A 19,837-nucleotide genomic window follows, 5' to 3' on the forward strand; every position below is an offset into this window, starting at 1 on the left:
CCCGGGCGCCGGACGGCTCTATGCTTACTTGCGGGCGGCCAGGATGTCGTCCAGGCGCGCCGGCGTGCCGGCGACGCGCTCCAGGCGCGGGTAGCGCAGGCCGCCGCTGTAATCGAGCTTCACGGTGCGGTAGCGCGTGCCTTCCTTGACCAGCAGCTCGACTGGAACGTCCTTGGCCGTGGCCTTGACGGCCGCCTTCAGCTTTTCGGCGTCGTAGGTGTCGCCGTTGACGGCCACGATGGTCAGGCCCTGGGTCAGGCCGGCCCTGAAGGCGGGACCGTCCCACTGCACGTCGGTCAGCACCGCGTCCGACCCCACCGTCAGGCCGATCGAATAGGCCAGGTTGGTGTTCTTGGCCCGCGTCTCGGAAACCTTGAAGTAGTCGGTCGGGGTGTCGGTATAGACCAGCTTGTAGCCGCCGCGCGTCAGGCCATCGAGCGGGGCCTTGGGGTTCACGCCCTCGATGCGGTCCTTCAGGAAGCTGGCCCAGTCGTAGGCGACCACGCCGTTCAGCGCCGCCACCACGTCGTCGAAGGTGTAGGTGTGCGACACGTAGGAGCCGTCGGCGATGCCGAAGAAGGCCTTGGCGAAGTCGTCGAGCGACTTCTTGCCGTTCGTCTTCTCGCGGATCAGCGTGTCGGCGTCGAGCCACACCAGCTGGCCTTCGGAGTAATAGTCCTCGCTACGCTGGTAGGAGAGCCACGACAGCGGCTTGCGGTTGGCGATGATCGGGTCGTTGGTGGTGTCCTGCACCGGACGCCAGTCGCGGCCGCGACGGTTGTCGTACGCGGCCGCCGTCATGGCGATGGCGTCGAGCGTCTGCTCCTTGTTGAGCAGGCCCGAGCGCGACGACAGCACATAGCCCCAGTACTGGGTCTGGCCTTCGTAGACCCACATCAGGCTGTCGCGCATCGGGGTGTTGAGGGTCGGGGTCCACAGGTCCGCGCCGCGGCGGAACTTGCCGTTCCACGAGTGGGTGAACTCGTGGGGCAGCAGGTCGCGGCCGACGTACGACTTGTCCCAGTCGGTGAAGTACTTGGGCGCGACGCGGTTCTCGCTCGACCGGTGATGCTCTAGGCCGATGCCGCCGATCTGGTCCGACAGGGCGACCAGGAAGTCGTAGTGATCGTAGTGGTGCGAGCCGTACAGCTTGTAGGCCTGCTGCACGAGGTTCTTGTGGGCCTGCAGTTGCTCGGGCTTGTAGTCCAGCAGTTCCGGCTTGTCGGCGACCATGTTCAGGCGCACGGGCGCAGGGCCGCCCGGATCCAGCTCGACCGACTTGAAGTAACGGCCGGCGAACATCGGCGAGTCGACCAGGGTCTCGACCGTGGTGGGCTTGAAGCTGGTGACCTGGCCTTCGGTCTTGGCCACTTCCAGGGCCGAGGCGAACTGGAAGCCTTCCGGCAGCCTGACGGTCGGCTCGATGGTGATGCGGCGGGTGAAGTGACCGGCCGGGTACATGGTCATCTGCAGCCACTGCAGGTTCAGCATGTCCGGGGTCATGACCATGCGGCCGACCTTGGTCTCGACCGGCGACAGGAACTTGTAGGCGACGTTCAGCTCGGTCACGCCGGCCGGCACGTCGATGTGGAAGGCGTTGACCTCGACCACGTCGCGCTTCCACGGGATCGTCCTGCCGCCCGCGGTGATGACGAGACCCGCCAGCTTGTCGATGTCGTTGCGCGGCGAGTGTCCGCCCGGAACCCACTGCGGATAGTACAGGGTCATCGGGCCAGGCTTGGCGACCGGAAGGGTCAGCTTGATGTCGAAGATCTTGCGCTCAAGGTCGGTGGCGTCGACGTAGAGCTTCAGCACGCCCGGATAGGCCACGTCCTGCGGGGCGATGATCGGCGGCGTCGGGGCGGCCGGTTGCGGCAGGTAGTCCTGGGCGAGAGCGGCGCCGCCGACCAGCGACAGAAGCGAGACCGAGAAGAAAAGCGCTTTCAAGAAACGACCCCAATGCAGCCCGCGAACGTCCCCTCGCGGCGAGAAGCCTGGATGTTTCTTTTGTTAGGGCCAGCTTGTCGAGACCAACTTGACCGGACAGCGTTATCACGACGCCGGTCGTTCAGCCCCTCGCCGGCCGCCAGATCAACCGCAGGCAAAGATAGGCCAGGGCCGCGACCGCCAGCGCCGGCAGGGTCGCGCCCCATTGCGGCGCCAGCCGGCTGAAGCCCTGATAGGCGCCGATACCCGCCGCCCAGGCCACCAGGCCCGGCAGGTTCAGGCCCCAGGCGAAGGCGCCGGCGATTTCGGCGCGGCGGCGACGCACGACGAAATGGTCGGTCAGCAGTACGCCGAACAGCGGCGCGAACACCGAACCGATCAGCAGCAGGAAGCCTTCGTAGCGGGCAAGCGGCGCCAGAAGGGCGATCAGGGTGCACAGCACCCCGAAGGCCAGGGCCAGGTAGGCCGGCCGCACCGGCGCCAGGGTGGCCGTCGAGACGGCGGCCGAATGGATGTCGGCGAAGGCGTTGTCGGTCTCATCGACGACGATCAGCAAGAGGGCGATCCCGCCGCCCGCCGCCGCCAGGGCGGTCAGCAGCAGCCCCTCCCCGCCTCCGGCGGCCAGGGCGTAGCAGGCGCCCAGCCCCATGAACCAGATGTTGGCCAGCAGGTAGCCGGCTGCGCTGCCTCGGAACATGCGGCCCGGCGATCGGCCAAAGCGCGTGTAGTCGGCGATCAGCGGCAGCCATGACAGCGGCATGGCCACGACCAGGTCGACGCCCGCGCCGAAGCTCATCTCGCCCGTCCCGGCCTTGGCGAATAGCGCCGCCAGGTCGTGCTGCGACAGCAGCCGCCATGTCAGCCATCCGGCTCCGCCCAGCAGCAGCCACAGGCCCCAGGCGCGCAGAAAACGCCGCACGAACGACACCGGCCCCATGAAGGCGAGCCACGTCGCCAGCACGCCGAACAGCACCGTCCAGGCCAGCGGATTCGAGAGGCCGAAGGTCTGCCTGGCCAGGGCGTCGGCGGCGTCGCGCATGGCGATGATCTCGAACGCGCCCCAGCCGACCAGTTGCACCGCGTTCAGCACAGCCGGAACCGCCGCCCCCCGCGCTCCCAGCGCCAGCCGCAGAGCGCCCATGGCAGAAAGCCCGGTGTCGGCCCCGACCACCCCGGCCGCCGCCAGCAGCAGCGCGCCCAGCACCGAGCCGGTGACGATCGTCGCCAGCGCCATGCCAAGACTAAGACCCGGAACCAGGAACGCCCCGGCCTGCAGCACCAGGAGGCCGATGCCCAGGCTGAACCACAGCGAAAACGCATCACGCGTCCCGAACACCCGGCGGTCGGCCGGAACGGGGGTCAGCGGATCATAGGTGTCGTCGAGCTTGGCCATGGAGGGGAGGCATAGCAGCTTGGCGCGCCTCCGCCTCTCCCCAACCCGTAAAATCCCCGCGAAAGCGGGGACCCAGGAGTTTTATCGTCGAGCACCACACGTTTCAGAAAAAGCCTGGGTCCCCGCTTTCGCGGGGATTTTACGGAGGGAGGAGCGAGCCCTACTCCGGATCCAGCTCCGGATAGCGCCGGAAGATGCCCATCTCGTTGAACGGGATCCGCCGCGCCGAAGCCAGATAGGCCGCGATCCTCGGCAGGTCCGCCACCCGGTCGCGCAGGGCGACGACCTTTGGAATGTCCGGCTCCAGCCGCGCCATGGCGTGCGGGAAGGCGTATCGCAGCCCCTCCACCGCCTGGAACAGCGACAGGTCGGCATAGGAGACCGCGCCCCCGGCCAGCCAGGCGTCGCCGCCGGCCAGGGCCCGCTCGAACCAGCCCATGAACTTGGGAATCCGCTGCTGGCGGAACTCCTCGCTGCGCCGCGCGGCCTCGTCCTTCTGGTCCTCGTAGTAGAGACCCATGCCGATCGGATGGTGGGTGTCGTGGGCCTCGGTCACCAGGTCGGCGATGGTCAGCTGCAGTTGGTTGACCCACAGCCGCCCGCTCTCGGCGGCTGGCGCGAGATCGTGCCTTGGCCCCAGGTACAGCAGGATGCTGGCCGTCTGGCCGATGACCAGATCGCCGTCGACCAGGAACGGCGGCGCGAAGGCCGCGCGCGGGCCGCCCAACTCTGCCAGATCGTCCATCAGGGCGTCCTCGCCCCCGCCCTCGTCCGGGTCCTGGCGGGCGACGTCCACATAGTCCGCTCCGGCCGCTTCGAGCGCCAGGCGGACGAATTCGCCGCGGCCCTGGATGCCCGGCCAATAATGCAGCTGATAGGCCATGCGCTCTGAACCGATCCGTGACCAAATGTTTCCAAGCGAGGCCGGATCGCGATCGGCTCTTGTAATTGCAAGTCGCTCTCAAGTATGGACGGCGGCAGTGAAGCTCGCCTTACCGAAAGCACCGTGAAAGCCGCCGCCGAACAGAACCGCCGCTCCTTCTGGCTGAAGCAGCTGCACCAGTGGCACTGGATCAGCGCGGCGATCAGCCTGGTGGGCATGCTCCTGTTCGCCATCACCGGCTTCACCCTCAACCACGCCGGCTCGATCGAGGCCGAGCCCAAGGTCGTCAGCAGGAAGGCGACCCTGCCGCCCGAGCTGATCGCCGAGCTGGCTTCGGGCCCGACCGAGGGCAAGCGCCCCCTGCCGATCAAGGTCGAGACCTGGCTCGACAAGGCCGTCGACGCCGACATCGCCCGCCGCGTCGGCGAATGGTCCGACGCCGAGGTCTACCTGGCCCTGACCCGCCCCGGCGGCGACGCCTGGATCGCCATCGACCGCGAGACCGGCGCCGTCGAGCACGAAAAGACCACCCGCGGCTCTATCAGCCTGCTCAACGACCTGCACAAGGGCCGCAACACCGGCAAGGCCTGGAGCTGGTTCATCGACATCTTCGCCGGCGCCTGCGTGATCTTCACGGTCACCGGCCTGATCCTGCTTCAGTTCCACGCCCGCGGGCGGCCGATGACCTGGCCGCTCACCGCCGCGGGCCTGGCCATTCCGCTCCTGATCATCATCCTGTTCGTCCACCTCTAGAGAAAGGCCGCCTTCCGTGAAGCGCACCGTCTCCCTGCTGACCTTCGCCGGCGCCGCCGTCGGCGCTCCGGCGATGGCCGCCGACCTCAACGTCACCGTCGAGATCCCGCGCCTTTCGGTGGCCGAGTACCACAAACCCTATGTGGCCATCTGGGTCGAGGCGCCCGACGCCACCGCCGCCGCCACCCTGGCCGTCTGGTACGATCCGGACTCCAAGGAGGACAAGGGCGAGAAGTGGCTGAAGGACATGCGCCAGTGGTGGCGCAAGGCCGGCCGCACCATGAGCTTCCCCGCCGACGGCATCTCGTCGGCCACGCGCGCCCCGGGCCCGCAGAAGCTGACCTTCAGCGGCGCCAAGAGCCAGCTGTCGAAGCTGAAGCCGGGCGCCTACACCCTGGTGGTCGAAGCCGCCCGCGAAGTCGGCGGCCACGAGGCGGTGCGCGTTCCCTTCACCTGGGGCAAGCCCGGCAAGACCGCCTCCGCCAAGGGGACGGCCGAGCTCGGCGCCGTCTCGGTCACCGTCAAATAAGCAAGAGAGAAACGCCATGACCCTTCGCAAGCGCCTTCTCGCCCTCACGGCGGCCACCGTCGCCCTGACCCTTCCGCTCGCGGCCCACGCCCACCGCGCCTGGTTCGTGCCCTCGGCCACCGTGCTGTCGGGCGAAGGCTCGTGGGTGACCGTCGATGCTGCCATCTCCAACGAGCTGTTCTATCCCGACCATCGCGCCATGCGCGTGGACGGCGTGGTCATCACCACCCCGGACGGCACGACCGAGCCGCTGAAGAACGCCTCGACCGGCCAGTACCGCTCGGTGTTCGACGTCGAGCTGGCCAAGCCCGGCACCTACAAGATCGGCACCGCCTCCAGCAGCGTGATGGCCAGCTGGACCGAGAACGGCGAAGTGAAGCGCTTCCGGGGTTCGGCCGACGACTTCGCCAAGCAGGTTCCGGCGGGCGCCGCCGACCTGAAGACGATCAAGAGCTTCAACCGCAACGAAACCTTCGTCACGCGCGGCGCGCCGACCGACACCGTCCTGAAGCCGACCGGCAAGGGCCTGGAGCTGGTTCCCGTCACCCACCCCAACGACGTGGTGGCCACGGAAGCGGCGACCTTCAAGTTCCTGATCGACGGCAAGCCCGCCGCCGGCCTGGAAGTGACGATCGTGCCGGGCGCCTCGCGCTATCGCGCCTCGCCGGGCGAGATCAAGGTCAAGACCGGCCCGGACGGCGCGGCGAAGTTCACCCTGCCGGAAGCCGGCATGTACTGGCTGAACGCCAGCGTCCGCACCGGCGAAACCGGTCGCGGCGGCATGGGCGGCCCTCCGGGCGGCCCCGGCGGCCAAGGTGGTCCGGGCGGCGGCGCTCCGGGCGGTCAGCCCCCGGCTCCGACGGCCCTGGCCGGCAACGGCTTCTCGGCCAGCTACACCGCGACCCTGGAAGCCCAGCGTCCGTAATCTGACGACCCAGCTCCTCCCCCGTGCCAACGGGGGAGGTGGCGCGGCGCTATCAGCGCCGTGACGGAGGGGGCGAGGGACGGAGCGCGCTGCGCGCCGCCGCCCCCCCCAACCGCTTCGCGGTCCCCCTCCCCCGCTCACGGGGAGGAGCTTGAAAGACCCCCATGACCCGCGTCCTCGTTCCCATGCTCAGCGAACCGCCGGCCCGGCCGGCGGGCGGGGTCGTGCGCGAATTCGATGGCGACACCATGGGCACCACCTGGTCGGTCAAGGCGGTGCTGCCCGTCACCACCGACCTTGCCGCCATGACCGCCATGGTCCAGCGCGCGCTCGACAAGGTGGTCGCCGAAATGAGCGCCTGGGAGCCGATGTCGGCGCTCTCCCGCTTCAACCGCTCCGCGGCCGGCAGCTGGACCGTTCTGCCCGCCGGCTTCGCGGCCGTGCTGCGCCGCGCGCTCGAGGTGGCCGAAGGCAGCGACGGCGCCTTCGATCCGACCCTGGGCGCGGTCACAGACCTCTGGGGCTTTGGCCCCCGTCCCTTCTCGGGCGAACCGCCCAGCGCCGAGGCGCTGGACGCCGCCCGCACGCCCATGGGCTGGCGCCGCGTGACGCTGGACGGCGATGCGCTCTTTCAGCCGGGAGGGCTCCAGATCGATCTCAACGGCATAGCCAAGGGCTTCGGCGTCGACGAGGCCGCGCGCGCCCTCGACCGGTCCGGCGTGCGCTCCTACCTCGTCGAGGTCGGCGGCGAACTGCGCGGCACGGGCGCCAAGCCCGATGGCCAGCCCTGGTGGGTCGAGCTGGAGCGCCCCCCGCTTGCCGGCGCCAACGACGAGACCTCGCCGCGCACGCTGCTGGCCCTGCACGGCCTGTCGGTGGCCACCTCGGGCGACTACCGCCGCTTCTTCGATCACGCGGGCAAGCGCTACGCCCATACGCTGGATCCCGCCTTGGGCGCGCCTTGCGACGCCGGCGTGGTCAGCGTCACCGTCATCCATCCCGAATGCATGACCGCCGACGCCCTGGCCACGGCCCTGACCGTGATGGGACCCGACGCGGCGATCGCGTTCGCCACGGCCCGGAAGCTGCCGGCCCTGGTGGTCACGCGCGGACCGGGCGGCTTGCAGGAACGCTTGTCGCCGGCCCTGCAGGCGATGCTCGACGAATGACCGAACTGCTCTCCAGCCTGCCGCCGGACGCGCGTCGCCTGGCCCTGGCCGCCATCGTCGTCGGCCTCTACGTCCTGCTGTGCGCCGGGATCGCCCTGAAGGTCGCCCTGCGCAGGAGAAAGGCCCGCCGCGAGGAGGCCGCCCTGGCGTCCGGCGCCGGCGAGCCGGTGCTGGTGGCCTTCGCCAGCCAGACCGGTTTCGCCGAGGAGCTGGCCATGGCCACCGCCAAGGCGCTGCAGGCCGCCAATCTGCCGGTGCGCCTGCGCGAACTGGCCGCCGTCGAGCCGGCCGACCTTTGCGGCCGCGCCCTCTTCATCGTCAGCACCACCGGCGAGGGCGACGCGCCCGACAACGCCCGCCGCTTCATCCGCGACGTGATGGCGACCGAACCGGACCTGGCGAAGCTGTCCTACGCCGTGCTGGCGCTGGGCGACTCCACCTACGCCCAGTACTGCGCCTTCGGTCGCAGCCTGGACGCCTGGCTCGCCCGCAACGGCGGGTCGCGCCTGTTCGACACCGTCGAGGTCGACGACGGCGAATCCGCCGCCCTGCGCCACTGGCAGTCGCAGCTTTCGGTGCTGACCGGCTCCACCGACGCCCCCGACTGGAGTCGCCCCGCCTACGGCCGCTGGAAACTGACCGACCGCCGCCTGCTCAACCCCGGCTCGGCCGGCGAAGGCGCCTTCCACATTCGACTCGAGCCACTGGACGGCGGCGCGACCTGGCAGGCCGGCGACATCGTCGAGATCGGCCCGCGCAACGCCCCGGCCGAGGTGGCCGACCTGCTCTCGCGCCTGTCGCTGGGCGCCGACGCGCCGGTGAAGGCCGACGAGGCCGCCACCCTGGGCGAGGTCCTGTCCTGGCGACGCCTGCCGCACGAGGACGCGGCCATCAAGGCGCTGGCCGGAACCGCGCCCCAGGCGCTGGTCGACGCCCTGCCCGCCCTGCCGCACCGCGAATACTCGATCGCCTCCCTGCCGGCCGACGGCGGGGTAGAACTGGTCGTGCGCCTGATGCGCCGCGCCGACGGCAAGCCGGGCCTGGGCTCGGGCTGGCTGGTCGAGCACGCCGCCGTCGGCGCCGAGATCGCCGGCCGGGTGCGCTCCAACCGCAGCTTCCACGCTCCCGAAGACGGCCGGCCGATGATCCTGATCGGCGCCGGCACGGGCCTGGCGGGCCTGCGCAGCCACCTGAAGGCCCGCGAGACGCTCTCCCGCAAGCAGAACTGGCTGGTGTTCGGCGAGCGCTCTTCGGCCCACGACTTCTTCCATCAGGACGAGATCGAGGCCTGGGTCGCTTCCGGCGTGCTCGCGCGCCTGGATCTGGCCTTCTCCCGCGACCAGGCCGACAAGGTCTACGTCCAGCACCGCCTGCGAGCAGCGACCGACGAGGTCCGCGCCTGGGTGGCGAACGGCGCGGCGATCTATGTCTGCGGCTCGCTGGAAGGCATGTCGCGCGAGGTCCACGCGGCGCTTGGTGAGATCCTGGGTGCGGGGGCGCTGGAGGACCTGGCCGACCAGGGGCGGTACCGGCGCGACGTCTACTGAGGCGGATGCTCTTCATCCAAGCCCCTTTTTCAAGAGTCATCGCCCGCTCCATGCGGGCGCTCCAAGCTGAACCAGCCGCATCCTGACGCCCCGCTTGGGTCGCCCGAACAAGTCGGGCGATGACTTTATTTTCGGGACTTGGGACGCGGATCGAGCCGATCACGCTCCTCGGGCGTATTGGCCCCCAGGATCCGCGCCTTCGCCTCGCCCGGGCACGGCAGCACCGCCAGCCCCGCCCGCTCGACCAGCCGCCGCAGCGGCCAGCCGGGCAGCGCCCCTTCCGGCAGAGCATCCAACGGCAGCACCATAGGCGCCGGCGAGGCGTCGAAGGTCGCCCCCGTCTCCGCCGCCAGCAGCGGCGCCAGGTCGTCCACCGTCAGGGTCGGCGCATCGACCGCCAGCACCAGCGCCCGAACGCATCCCCGCGCCCTCAGCGCCGCCGCCCCGGCCAGCACGCCGCCGACCGGTCCCGCGCCCTCCTCGGGATCAGGAACCCAATCCAGGCCGTAGTCGCGCCCGGCGGTCAGCACCTCGACCGCCCCGGCCGCTCGCGCCAGCGCCGCCACGCGATCGACCGCGCGCACGCCGCCCCAGTCCAGCAACGCCTTGTCCTGGCCCATCCGGGTCGAGCCGCCGCCGCAGAGAATGACGGCGCCGAGGGGCGTGGACAGGTTGTTCATGCCCCCTTCCCTACCCCCGACGAGCCGCCTCGACCAAGGCCCCGCTTCCCCCTGGCGCGAGAAACGGTCTAGACTCGCCCAAAAGGGACGGACTTCCGAGTATGAACGAACGCACCGAGCGCACGCGGCGGCGCAGCAGCCAGAGCGCCACGATCCGCGACGTCGCCGCGCGCGCGGGCGTCTCGCCGATGACCGTCTCGCGGGTCATCAACCGCGAGGCCACCGTCAAGGAAGAGACCCGGGCGCTGGTCGAGCAGGCGATCGCCGAACTCAACTACGCTCCCAACCCGGCCGCCCGCAGCCTGGCCGGCAGCGCCCCGTTCCGCATCGGCCTGCTCTACGACAACCCTTCGACCGGCTACCTTTCGGAGTTCCTGGTGGGGGCGCTGGACGAGAGCAGCCGCACCGGCTCGCAGATCGTCATCGAGAAGTGCGCCGAGCCGGAACTGGCCGGCGCCACCTTGGCCCGCCTGCTGAAGACCGGCGTCGATGGTTTGATCCTGCCGCCGCCGCTGTGCGAATCCCAGACCGTGCTGGCCGAGGTGAAGGCCGCCGGCGCGGCCGCCGTGGCCGTCGCGCCCGGCACGGCCAGCAGCGACATGGCCACCATCCGCATCGACAACGAAGCGGCCGCCTTCGAACTGACCCAGCACCTGCTGGCGCTCGGCCACAAGCGCTTCGGCTTCATCAAGGGCCACCCCAACCAGACGGTCAGCCAGCAGCGGATGGACGGCTTCATGACCGCCCTGAAGGCGGCGGGGATTCCCCAGGAGGACGTCCGCGTCGAGCAGGGCTACTTCACCTACCGCTCCGGCCTGGAGGCGGCCGAACGGCTGCTGAACGTCAAGGAGCGGCCGACCGCCATCTTCGCCGCCAACGACGACATGGCCGCCGCCACGGCGGGCCTGGCCCATCGCCTGGGCCTGGACGTGCCGGGCGACGTATCGATCGTCGGCTTCGACGACACCTCGATCGCCGCCAACATCTGGCCGGCCCTGACCACCGTTCACCAGCCCATCGCCGCCATGGCCCGCGCCGCCGTCGACCTGGTGCTGGAAGAGATCCGCCGCCACCGCGACGGCACGGGCGAACCACGCCAGCTGATGCACCCGCATACGCTGATCGTGCGAGATTCGACCGGACCCGCGCCGCAGTAGGCGCTGCACCCCCTAGAAACGCCTTTCCCCTTGGAAGAGGCGAACTCGCGCGGCGCAACCTGGGCTTGGCAGACGTGAGTTTCGAGTTGTCAGACAACTCCCTTGCGCCCCTCCACATGTTAGCGCTAACAAGACGGAGAGTTACGAAGCGTGGCGGCGGGGCGACTGATCCGGCCTGCGCGAAAGGGAGAAAACGCGGTGGGCGTGACGCAATACCTTCCCGAGGACTGGCGGGAAGCGACCCTTCTGGGCCGCATCGACTTCGGACAGGGTCCGACCCCCGTGCTGATCCGCGGCGGCCACGTCGAGGACCTCAGCAAGATCGCCCCCACGCTCGCCGACCTGATGAACGCCTACGGCCCGGGCGACGCGATCCCGCGCGGCGAGGACAAGGGTCCGCTCGAGCAGCTTGACCTGCGACCGGTCTGGGATGATCCGCAGGGCAATGCGCCCGCCAAGCTGCTGGCCCCCGTCGACCTGCAGTGCCTGAAGGCCGCCGGCGTCACCTTCGCCGTCTCGACCCTGGAGCGGGTGATCGAGGAGCGCGCCCGCGGCGACGCCGCCAAGGCCCTGGAAATCCGCCAGCAGCTGTCCGAGCGCATGGGCGGCGATCTCAGGAGCGTCGAACCCGGTTCGGAGGGCGCCGCGCGCCTGAAAGACGCGCTGGTCGCCGACGGCCTGTGGTCGCAGTACCTGGAAGTGGCTATCGGCCCCGACGCCGAGATCTTCACCAAGGGCCCGACGCTGTCGTCGATGGGCTGGGGCGACCAGGTCGGCGTCCGCAGCGACAGCCACTGGAACAACCCCGAGCCGGAGGTCGTGCTGCTGTGCGACGGCAAGGGCGAGATCCGCGGCGCTTCGCTGGGCAACGACGTCAACCTGCGCGACTTCGAGGGCCGCTCGGCCCTGCTGCTCAGCAAGGCCAAGGACAACAACGCCTCCTGCTCGATCGGTCCGTTCTTCCGCCTGTTCGACGCCTCGTTCTCGCTGGACGACGTGCGCACCGCCGAGGTCGAGCTGAAGATCACCGGCCGCGACAACTTCGTGCTCGACGGCAAGTCGAACATGAGCCTGATCAGCCGCGATCCCGCCGTTCTGGCCGGCCAGGCCTACGGCAAGCAGCATCAGTATCCGGACGGCTTCGTGCTGTTCCTGGGCACCATGTTCGCGCCGATCCAGGACCGCGACACCGCCGGCCAGGGCTTCACCCACAAGGTCGGCGACCGCGTCCGCGTCTCCACCCCGAAGCTCGGCGTGCTCGAGAACGAAGTGACCACCTGCGACCAAGCCAGGCCCTGGACCTTCGGCATCTCGGCCCTGATCCGCAATCTGGCCGGCCGCGGCCTGCTGTGATCCTCACCTTCCAAGTCCAGGCGTAAGCGCATGTCCTCAGCCATCTATCCCAGCCTCAAGGGCAAGCGCGTCGTCGTCACCGGCGGCGGCTCCGGCATCGGCGCCGGCCTGACCACCGCCTTCGCCAACCAGGGCGCCGAGGTGATCTTCGTCGACATCGCCGTCGAGGATTCGGAAAGCCTGGTCGCCGAGCTCGCCGGCTCGGCCATCAAGCCGGTGTTCAAGCCGATCGACCTGACCGACCTCGACGCGGTGAAGGCCTTCTTCGCCGAAATCGGCCCCATTGACGTGCTGGTCAACAACGCCGGCAACGACGACCGTCACAGCCTGGCCGAGGTGACCCCGGCCTACTGGGACAACCGCATGAACGTGAACCTGCGCCACATGCTGTTCTGCGCCCAGGCCGCGGCCCCGGGCATGAAGCAGCGCGGCGGCGGCGCGATCATCAACTTCGGCTCGATCAGCTGGCACCTGGGTCTCGAAGAGCTGGTGCTGTACGAAACCGCCAAGGCCGGCATCGAGGGCATGACCCGCGCCCTGGCCCGCGAGCTGGGCCCCGACGACATCCGTGTCACCTGCGTGGTGCCCGGCAACGTCAAGACCAAGCGCCAGGAGAAGTGGTACACGCCGGAGGGCGAGGCCGAGATCGTCAAGGCCCAATGCCTGAAGGGCCGCATCCTGCCGGCCAACGTCGCCTCGCTGGTGCTGTTCCTGGCCTCGGACGACGGCAATCTCTGCACCGGCCACGAATACTGGATCGACGCCGGCTGGCGTTGACGTGAACCACTCCCTTCCCTTTCGATGGGGGAAGGGTCGGGGATGGGGGTGAAGCGGCGGTTCAGCCGCCACCAGCGTAGGTCGCCCCCATCCAACCCTCCCCATCAAGGGGGAGGGCTCGAGGAGGAAACATGACCGTCCAACCCACCTGCGTCTGGGACCTGAAGGCCACGCTCGGCGAGGGGCCGATCTGGCATGGCGACGCCGTCTGGTTCGTCGACATCAAGGGCCACAAGGTCCACCGCTACGCCCCCGCCACGGGCGAGACCGCCAGCTGGGATGCGCCCGACCAGGTGACCTTCGTCGCCCCGCGCGTCGGGGGCGGCTTCGTCGCCGGCCTCAAGAGCGGCCTGCATCACTTCACGCCGGAGCTGGGCTTCACCTTCATTTCCGAGATCGAGGACGCGGGCCTCGACAACCGCCCCAACGACTCCACGGTCGATGCACAGGGCCGCTTGTGGCTCGGCACCATGCACGACGCCGAAGAGGCCGACAGCGGCGCGCTCTACCGGCTGGAAGCCGACGGCTCGCTGACCCGGCACGACGCCGGCATCTGCATCACCAACGGCCCGGCCGTCTCGCCCGACGGCAAGACCTTCTACCACACCGACACGCTCGGAAAGGTGATCTGGGCGTTCGACATCGGGGCCGACGGCGCGCTTTCCAACAAGCGCGAGTTCTTCCGCCTGACCATCGACGACGCCTGGCCCGACGGCTCTGTGGTCGACGCCGAAGGCTTCGTCTGGACGGCCCTGTGGGGCGGCCGCGGCGCCGTCCGCATCTCGCCGGAGGGCCAGATCGTCCAGCGCGTCGAGCTGCCGGCCATCAACGTCACCAAGCCGTGTTTTGGCGGACCGGACCTGAAGACCCTCTACTTCACCACCGCCCGCAAGGGGCTGAGCGACGAGCAGCTCGCCGCCGCGCCGCTGTGCGGGGGCCTGTTCGCCCTGCCCGTCGACGTCGCCGGCCAGCCGCAATACGAGGTGCGCCTTGACCTTGGCCAATAGAACGCCCCGCCGGTTCCGCTCGCGCGACTGGTTCGACAACCCCGACCACATCGACATGACCGCGCTCTATCTGGAGCGCTTCATGAACTACGGGATCACCCCGGAGGAACTGCGCAGCGGCAAGCCGATCATCGGCATCGCCCAGACCGGCAGCGACATATCGCCGTGCAACCGCATCCATCTGGACCTGGTCACCCGGATCCGCGACGGGATCCGCGACGCCGGCGGCATTCCGATGGAGTTCCCGGTCCACCCGATCTTCGAGAACTGCCGTCGCCCGACCGCGGCGCTGGACCGAAACCTGTCCTATCTGGGCCTGGTGGAGACCCTGCACGGCTATCCGATCGACGCCGTCGTCCTGACCACCGGCTGCGACAAGACCACCCCGGCCGGCATCATGGCCGCCACCACGGTCAACATCCCCGCCATCGTGCTCTCCGGCGGCCCCATGCTGGACGGCTGGCACGAGGGCGAGCTGGTCGGTTCGGGCACGGTGATCTGGCGCTCGCGCCGCAAGCTGGCGGCCGGCGAGATCGACGAGAACGAGTTCATCGAGCGCGCGGCCTCCTCGGCCCCCTCGGCGGGCCACTGCAACACCATGGGCACGGCCTCGACCATGAACGCGGTCGCAGAAGCCCTGGGCCTGTCGCTGACCGGCTGCGCGGCGATCCCCGCCCCCTACCGCGAGCGCGGCCAGATGGCCTATCGCACCGGTCAGCGGATCGTGGATCTCGCCTATGAGGACGTCAAACCGCTCGATATTCTGACGAAGAAGGCCTTCGAGAACGCCATCGCCCTGGTGGCGGCCGCCGGCGGCTCGACCAACGCCCAGCCCCATATCGCGGCCATGGCGCGGCATGCCGGCCTGGAGATCACGGCCGACGACTGGCGGGCGGCCTACGACATTCCGCTGATCGTCAACATGCAGCCGGCCGGCAAGTATCTGGGCGAGCGCTTCCACCGGGCCGGCGGCGCGCCGGCGGTGCTGTGGGAGCTTCTGCAGCAGGGCCGCCTGCACGGCGACGTGCTGACCGTCACCGGCAAGACCATGGGCGAGAACCTGCAGGGCCGCGAAACCAGCGATCGCGAGGTGATCTTCCCCTATGCCGAGCCTCTGGCTGAAAAGGCGGGTTTCCTCGTTTTGCGCGGCAACCTGTTCGACTTCGCGATCATGAAGGCCAGCGTCATCGGCGCCGACTTCCGCGAGCGCTACCTGTCCAAGCCGGGCCAGGAAGGCGTGTTCGAGGCCCGCGCCATCGTCTTCGATGGCTCCGACGACTATCACGCCCGCATCAACGACCCGGCCCTGGACATCGACGAGAGCTGCATCCTGGTGATCCGCGGCGCGGGTCCGATCGGCTGGCCCGGCTCGGCCGAGGTGGTCAACATGCAGCCGCCGGACCACCTCCTGAAGAAGGGGATCATGAGCCTGCCCACCCTGGGCGACGGGCGCCAGTCGGGCACCGCCGACAGTCCCTCGATCCTCAACGCCTCGCCCGAGAGCGCGGTGGGCGGCGGCCTCTCATGGCTGCGCACCGGTGATACGATCCGCATCGACATCAACACCGGTCGCTGCGACGCCCTGGTGGACGAGGCCGTGATCGCCGAGCGCCGCAAGGAGGGGATCCCCGCCGTGCCGGCGACCATGACCCCCTGGCAGGAGATCTACCGCGCCCATGCCGGCCAGCTCGATACCGGCGGCGTGCTGGAGTTCGCGGTGAAGTACCAGGACCTGGCGTCCAAGCTGCCCAGGCACAATCACTAGAAGCCGCGCTGCGGACCTCGCCCTTCGACGAGCTCAGGGTGAGGTCCTTCTGAACCGCCGATCAGGTCGCGAACCTCATCCTGAGCTTGTCGAAGGACGAGGTTCTCACACTCCCCTCCGCGAGGGGAAAGGAAAGGAAGCTCCCAGATGTTCTCGCGCCGCCGCCTGATGGCCACGATCGCCAGCCTGACAGCGCTGCCTGCCCTGCCCGCCTTCGCCGCGGAGCAGAAGCGCGTCATCGCGCTCGACCTCGCCAAGGCGACGGCGCCCGTCGACCGCTTCTTCGACCTCTCCATCGGCTCGGACTATCCCGGCACCCTGCTGCGCGAGGACAGCCTGGCCCAGCTGAAGACGGCGTCCGACGAGCTGAAGTTCCGTTACATCCGCTTCCACGCCATCTTCCACGACGTGCTGGGCACGGTGAAGAAGGGTCCCGACGGCAAGATTGTCTACGACTGGACGAAGCTCGACCAGCTCTACGACCACCTGCTGGCCATGGGCCTCAAGCCCTTCATCGAACTGGGTTTCACGCCCGAGGCCATGAAGACCTCGGACCTGACGATCTTCTGGTGGAAGGGCAACACCTCCCACCCGCAGTTTACGCCATGGGCGCACCTGATCGACGCCTTCGTGACGCACCTGCGCAAGCGCTACGGCGAGGCCGAGGTGCGCACCTGGTTCTTCGAGGTCTGGAACGAGCCCAATCTCGACGGCTTCTGGGAGAAGGCGGATCAAAAGGTCTATTTCGACCTCTACGCCCTCACGTCCAAGACCATCAAGGCGATCGACCCCACCTTGCGGGTCGGCGGTCCGGCCACGGCCGGCGCGGCCTGGGTTCCGGAATTCCTGGCCTATTGCAAGGCCAAGGGCGCGGCGGTCGACTTCGTCACCACCCACACCTACGGCGTCGAGGGCGGCTTCCTCGACGAGAACGGCAAGGAAGACACCAAGCTGTCGGCCAATCCCGACGCCGTCATCGGCGACGTGCGCAAGGTGCGCGCCGAGATCGAGGCCTCGGCCTTCCCCGGCCTGCCGCTCTACTTCACCGAATGGAGCACCAGCTACACGCCGCGCGACCCGGTGCACGACAGCTATCACAGCGCCGCCTACATCCTGGCCAAGCTGAAGGGCGTCAAAGGCATCGTGCAGGGCATGAGCTACTGGACCTACAGCGATCTCTTCGAAGAGCCCGGCCCGCCCACCGCGCCGTTCCAGGGCGGCTTTGGCCTGATGAATCCGGAGGGTGTCCGCAAACCCTCGTGGTTCGCCTACAAGTACCTGGCGGCGCTGCGTGGCAAGGAAGTTCCGTCTACGGATAATAGCGTCCTGGCCTCGGTGGACGGCGGCAAGATCGCGGCCCTGGTCTGGGACTTCACCCAGCCTGTGCAGCCGACCAGCAACCGCTCCTACTTCACCAAGGTCCAGCCCGCAGCCGACGCGCCCGGCGCGGCCCTGAGCGTCGCCGGCCTGAAGCCCGGCCGCTATAGCCTGAAGACCCGGCGCACCGGCTTCCGCGCCAACGATGCCTACACGGCCTATATCGAACTAGGCATGCCGCAGAAGCTTACCGCCGACCAGATCGACAAGCTCCAGGCCCTCACCGCCGACAAGCCCGAGATCGATCGCACGATCACCGTCGGCAAGGACGGCGTGGCGAAGGTCGACTTCGCCCTGCGCCAGAACGACTTGGTGCTGGTGACGCTGGAGCGGGCCTGACCCTTTACCGCAACTTCCGCCGCCCCTCGCCGGATGCTATGCGACGGCAACTGGAGGGGGATCCTTGACGTTCAAATCAGCTATCGCGGGCGCCATGCTGCTCTGCATGGCGTCCAGCGCCGCGGCCGAGCCGGAGAACCTGGGCATCGAGAGCGCGAAGATCGCGGCCGAGCTTCATCGGATCTGCCCCCGCGATCCGGCCTCTGAGGCCGACGTCGTCCGCGCCTTGGAGGCCACGGGCGCCAGGCGACCGAACCTGTCCATCAAGCTTCTGGAAGCGTCTCACGCCGCGCCCGACGACCTGGTCCCCGCCGCCGCCCTGACCAGGAGCGACACCCACTGGGTCTATGAGAGCCCGGACGGCTGGGTGGCCCTGGCCAATATCCGCACCACCGAGCGCGATGGCCGACGCGAGATTCGCTGTAAGGTTCAGATGACCTCGGACGAGGACCATGCGCTGTTCGCCGGGGTCCTGCAGCACGCCGCCCGCTCGGTCGCGCAGGAGCGCGTGATGGCCGACGGCGTCAAGGTCGACGTCTTCCGCATCGCGGGGTCGGCCAACGCCTACTATGTGCTTTGGCGCGACCTGCCGCCGATCGCTCCTGGCTCGGCGCCGGCCCTGGTCATCGAGTACGTGGTGCGGACCGGCCCGCCCTCGCCGCCCGCCGTCTCGCCCGAAGCGCTGTTCCTGTCGCGGCTCTGGGACTATTGCCCGGCGGCGGGCCCGCAGGCGACGGCCCAGCGTGTCGCCCGCACGCCGAACGCGCGCGCCAATCCCAAGGTCACGGGTGTCGGCTGGATCATCGCCGGGGCCCCCGAATGGCGGCTGAAGACCCGCACCGGCAAGCTTCCCACCGGCCCGGCCGAAGAATGCTCGATCTCGACCTACGGACTCCACGAGCCCGAACTCGCAGCCCTGCTGGCCAAGGCGCCTGGCTTCACCCTGCGCACCGCGCGAAACAGCCAGGACGGCTATGTCCGCACCTACCGCAATCCCGCCGGCGAGATGCTGCTGTTCCATGCGCCCGACGGCCCGGACGATCCGTTCAAGACCTACACGCTGTCGCTGATACGGGGCGTGCCGCTGCTCTAGACCCCGCGTTGCTCCCTTGCTCTCACCGCGCCTTCACGCCATCTGCGGACCTGCAACTCAGGAGCGCTCATGAGCGTCGTCGCCGCCTATGCCTATGTCGACGGAAAGCGTGCGCGGGAGATCCGGCTCGACGATCCGGAAAGCCTGGCGCCGCGCGACGGCGAGTTTCTGTGGATCGGCCTCGTGGATCCCAGCGAGGCGGAACTGCGCGTCCTGCAGGAGCGGTTCGAGCTGCACCCGCTGGCCGTCGAGGACGCCCTGCACGCGCGGCAGATGCCCAAGGTCGACGTCTATGGCGGCCAGCTGTTCGTCGTCGCCAAGACCGCCCAGATGGTCGAAGGCCGCATCGTCTTCGGCGAGACCGACATCTTCGTGGGTCCCCGCTTCCTGATCAGCGTGCGCCACGGCTCGGCGCGGGCCCACCTGGAGCTGCGCGCCCACCTGGAGGCTTCGCCCGCCCTGCTGGCCCACGGCGGCGACTACGTGCTGCATGCGGTGCTCGACTTCATCGTCGACGGCTACCTGCCGGTGGTCGACGCCATCGAGGAGGAGCTGGCGGAAATGGAGCGGCGGGCGCTGGACGCCTTCCTCAGCCGCGCCGAGATCACGCGCCTGTTCACCCTGCGCCGCGAACTGACCAAGTTCCTGCGGCTGCTCGGCCCCATGGCCCAGGTCGCAGGCTATCTGGAGCACCACGAGACGCCGTGCATCGACGCGGAGGTGAAGCCCTATTTCCGCGACATCCGCGACCACATCGCCCGCGTCGACCTGCTGATCGCGGGCCTGGGCGAGGTGCTCAATTCGGTGTTTGAGGTCAGCTCGCTGCTGGAGCAGCAGCGCCAGGGCGTCATCACCCGCCAGCTGGCCGCCTGGGCCGCCATCCTGGCCGTGCCCACCGCCGTCGCCGGCGTCTACGGCATGAACTTCGAGCACATGCCGGAACTGAAGTGGACGTTCGGCTATCCGCTGGTCCTGGGCTTGATCGTGGTGGTCTGCCTGGTGCTGCGCCACCGGTTCAAGAAGGCCGGGTGGCTTTAACGAGATGCTCCCCCTGAAGGGGGAGCTGTCGCGGAGCGACTGAAGGGGAAGTTGTTTCGGCGCTCAGAGGCCGCTTCCCCCTCCGGCCCTTCGGGCCACCTCCCC

Annotated in this window: 17 protein-coding genes; 13 read left to right on the forward strand and 4 right to left on the reverse strand. The window is 69.1% G+C overall.

The genetic code is table 11. The features are described 5' to 3' along the window. Positions 1-24: 24 nt before the first annotated feature. The 3 genes from DDF67_RS09080 to DDF67_RS09090 form a co-directional block, all read right to left on the reverse strand. Positions 25-1,947, reverse strand: a complete 1,923-nt coding sequence (locus tag DDF67_RS09080) for a M61 family metallopeptidase (RefSeq protein ID WP_109100567.1) — start codon at positions 1,945-1,947, stop codon at positions 25-27. Between the two features lie 121 nt (positions 1,948-2,068). Further along, complete coding sequence (gene cytX, locus DDF67_RS09085; protein WP_109100568.1) at positions 2,069-3,340, reverse strand: putative hydroxymethylpyrimidine transporter CytX; 1,272 nt, start codon at positions 3,338-3,340, stop codon at positions 2,069-2,071. A gap of 160 nt (positions 3,341-3,500) precedes the next feature. Beyond that, positions 3,501-4,223, reverse strand: a complete 723-nt coding sequence (locus DDF67_RS09090) for a glutathione S-transferase (RefSeq protein WP_109100569.1) — start codon at positions 4,221-4,223, stop codon at positions 3,501-3,503. A 123-nt stretch (positions 4,224-4,346) separates the two neighbouring features. Between DDF67_RS09090 and DDF67_RS09095 the strand changes: the two genes are divergently transcribed. The 5 genes from DDF67_RS09095 (at position 4,347) to DDF67_RS09115 (ending at position 9,146) form a co-directional block, all read left to right on the forward strand. Continuing rightward, positions 4,347-4,976, forward strand: coding sequence for a PepSY-associated TM helix domain-containing protein (locus DDF67_RS09095; RefSeq protein ID WP_109100770.1), 630 nt, complete (start codon positions 4,347-4,349; stop codon positions 4,974-4,976). A gap of 16 nt (positions 4,977-4,992) precedes the next feature. Next, positions 4,993-5,505, forward strand: coding sequence for a DUF2271 domain-containing protein (locus tag DDF67_RS09100; protein WP_109100570.1), 513 nt, complete (start codon positions 4,993-4,995; stop codon positions 5,503-5,505). A 16-nt stretch (positions 5,506-5,521) separates the two neighbouring features. Continuing rightward, positions 5,522-6,430 (forward strand): DUF4198 domain-containing protein, encoded by a 909-nt coding sequence (locus tag DDF67_RS09105; protein ID WP_109100571.1) that lies wholly within the window; start codon positions 5,522-5,524, stop codon positions 6,428-6,430. A 164-nt stretch (positions 6,431-6,594) separates the two neighbouring features. Further along, a complete protein-coding gene (locus tag DDF67_RS09110) occupies positions 6,595-7,599 on the forward strand; it encodes an FAD:protein FMN transferase (RefSeq protein ID WP_109100572.1) in 1,005 nt (334 codons plus the stop codon). After that, entirely contained in the window at positions 7,596-9,146 is a 1,551-nt protein-coding gene (locus DDF67_RS09115; protein WP_109100573.1) for a flavodoxin domain-containing protein, read from the forward strand. The genes DDF67_RS09110 and DDF67_RS09115 overlap by 4 nt, the downstream gene beginning before the upstream one ends. 125 nt (positions 9,147-9,271) lie before the next feature. Here the strand turns inward: DDF67_RS09115 and mobA are convergent, their stop codons facing one another. After that, positions 9,272-9,826, reverse strand: coding sequence for a molybdenum cofactor guanylyltransferase (mobA, locus tag DDF67_RS09120; RefSeq protein WP_109100574.1), 555 nt, complete (start codon positions 9,824-9,826; stop codon positions 9,272-9,274). Positions 9,827-9,927: 101 nt separating this feature from the next. On the opposite strand from mobA, the gene DDF67_RS09125 reads away from it, so the two are divergent. The 8 genes from DDF67_RS09125 to DDF67_RS09160 all read left to right on the forward strand — a co-directional run bounded on the left by DDF67_RS09125 (position 9,928) and on the right by DDF67_RS09160 (position 19,732). Further along, the gene (locus tag DDF67_RS09125; RefSeq protein WP_109100575.1) at positions 9,928-10,983 is read left to right on the forward strand and encodes a LacI family DNA-binding transcriptional regulator; all 1,056 of its coding nucleotides are present in this window, start codon (positions 9,928-9,930) and stop codon (positions 10,981-10,983) included. Between the two features lie 198 nt (positions 10,984-11,181). Next, a complete protein-coding gene (locus DDF67_RS09130) occupies positions 11,182-12,336 on the forward strand; it encodes a fumarylacetoacetate hydrolase family protein (protein WP_109100576.1) in 1,155 nt (384 codons plus the stop codon). A gap of 30 nt (positions 12,337-12,366) precedes the next feature. Beyond that, positions 12,367-13,113, forward strand: a complete 747-nt coding sequence (xylB, locus tag DDF67_RS09135) for a D-xylose 1-dehydrogenase (protein WP_109100577.1) — start codon at positions 12,367-12,369, stop codon at positions 13,111-13,113. A 131-nt stretch (positions 13,114-13,244) separates the two neighbouring features. Next, positions 13,245-14,120, forward strand: coding sequence for a D-xylonolactone lactonase (gene xylC, locus DDF67_RS09140; RefSeq protein ID WP_109100578.1), 876 nt, complete (start codon positions 13,245-13,247; stop codon positions 14,118-14,120). After that, positions 14,110-15,885: a xylonate dehydratase XylD gene (gene xylD / locus DDF67_RS09145; RefSeq protein ID WP_109100771.1), complete on the forward strand. Its 1,776-nt coding sequence runs from the start codon at positions 14,110-14,112 to the stop codon at positions 15,883-15,885. Before xylC ends, xylD begins: the two co-directional genes overlap by 11 nt. A 168-nt stretch (positions 15,886-16,053) precedes the next feature. Next, positions 16,054-17,601, forward strand: a complete 1,548-nt coding sequence (locus tag DDF67_RS09150; protein WP_109100772.1) for a GH39 family glycosyl hydrolase — start codon at positions 16,054-16,056, stop codon at positions 17,599-17,601. A gap of 64 nt (positions 17,602-17,665) precedes the next feature. After that, the gene (locus DDF67_RS09155; RefSeq protein ID WP_146197983.1) at positions 17,666-18,694 is read left to right on the forward strand and encodes a hypothetical protein; all 1,029 of its coding nucleotides are present in this window, start codon (positions 17,666-17,668) and stop codon (positions 18,692-18,694) included. A gap of 69 nt (positions 18,695-18,763) precedes the next feature. After that, positions 18,764-19,732, forward strand: a complete 969-nt coding sequence (locus DDF67_RS09160; RefSeq protein ID WP_109100580.1) for a magnesium and cobalt transport protein CorA — start codon at positions 18,764-18,766, stop codon at positions 19,730-19,732. Positions 19,733-19,837: the final 105 nt, after the last annotated feature.

It is taken from the genome of Caulobacter endophyticus (assembly GCF_003116815.1).
Classification (GTDB): Bacteria; Pseudomonadota; Alphaproteobacteria; order Caulobacterales; family Caulobacteraceae; genus Caulobacter; species Caulobacter endophyticus.

Excerpts from the sequence above, each read along its gene's own strand:
- DDF67_RS09110 (WP_109100572.1), top strand. The coding sequence starts at position 6,595 with ATGACCCGCGTCCTCGTTCCCATGCTCAGCGAACCGCCGGCCCGGCCG.
- DDF67_RS09090 (WP_109100569.1), bottom strand. The coding sequence starts at position 4,223 with ATGGCCTATCAGCTGCATTATTGGCCGGGCATCCAGGGCCGCGGCGAA.
- DDF67_RS09160 (WP_109100580.1), top strand. The coding sequence starts at position 18,764 with ATGAGCGTCGTCGCCGCCTATGCCTATGTCGACGGAAAGCGTGCGCGG.
- xylC (WP_109100578.1), top strand. The coding sequence starts at position 13,245 with ATGACCGTCCAACCCACCTGCGTCTGGGACCTGAAGGCCACGCTCGGC.
- cytX (WP_109100568.1), bottom strand. The coding sequence starts at position 3,340 with ATGGCCAAGCTCGACGACACCTATGATCCGCTGACCCCCGTTCCGGCC.
- DDF67_RS09125 (WP_109100575.1), top strand. The coding sequence starts at position 9,928 with ATGAACGAACGCACCGAGCGCACGCGGCGGCGCAGCAGCCAGAGCGCC.
- mobA (WP_109100574.1), bottom strand. The coding sequence starts at position 9,826 with ATGAACAACCTGTCCACGCCCCTCGGCGCCGTCATTCTCTGCGGCGGC.
- DDF67_RS09115 (WP_109100573.1), top strand. The coding sequence starts at position 7,596 with ATGACCGAACTGCTCTCCAGCCTGCCGCCGGACGCGCGTCGCCTGGCC.
- xylB (WP_109100577.1), top strand. The coding sequence starts at position 12,367 with ATGTCCTCAGCCATCTATCCCAGCCTCAAGGGCAAGCGCGTCGTCGTC.
- DDF67_RS09105 (WP_109100571.1), top strand. The coding sequence starts at position 5,522 with ATGACCCTTCGCAAGCGCCTTCTCGCCCTCACGGCGGCCACCGTCGCC.
- DDF67_RS09150 (WP_109100772.1), top strand. The coding sequence starts at position 16,054 with ATGGCCACGATCGCCAGCCTGACAGCGCTGCCTGCCCTGCCCGCCTTC.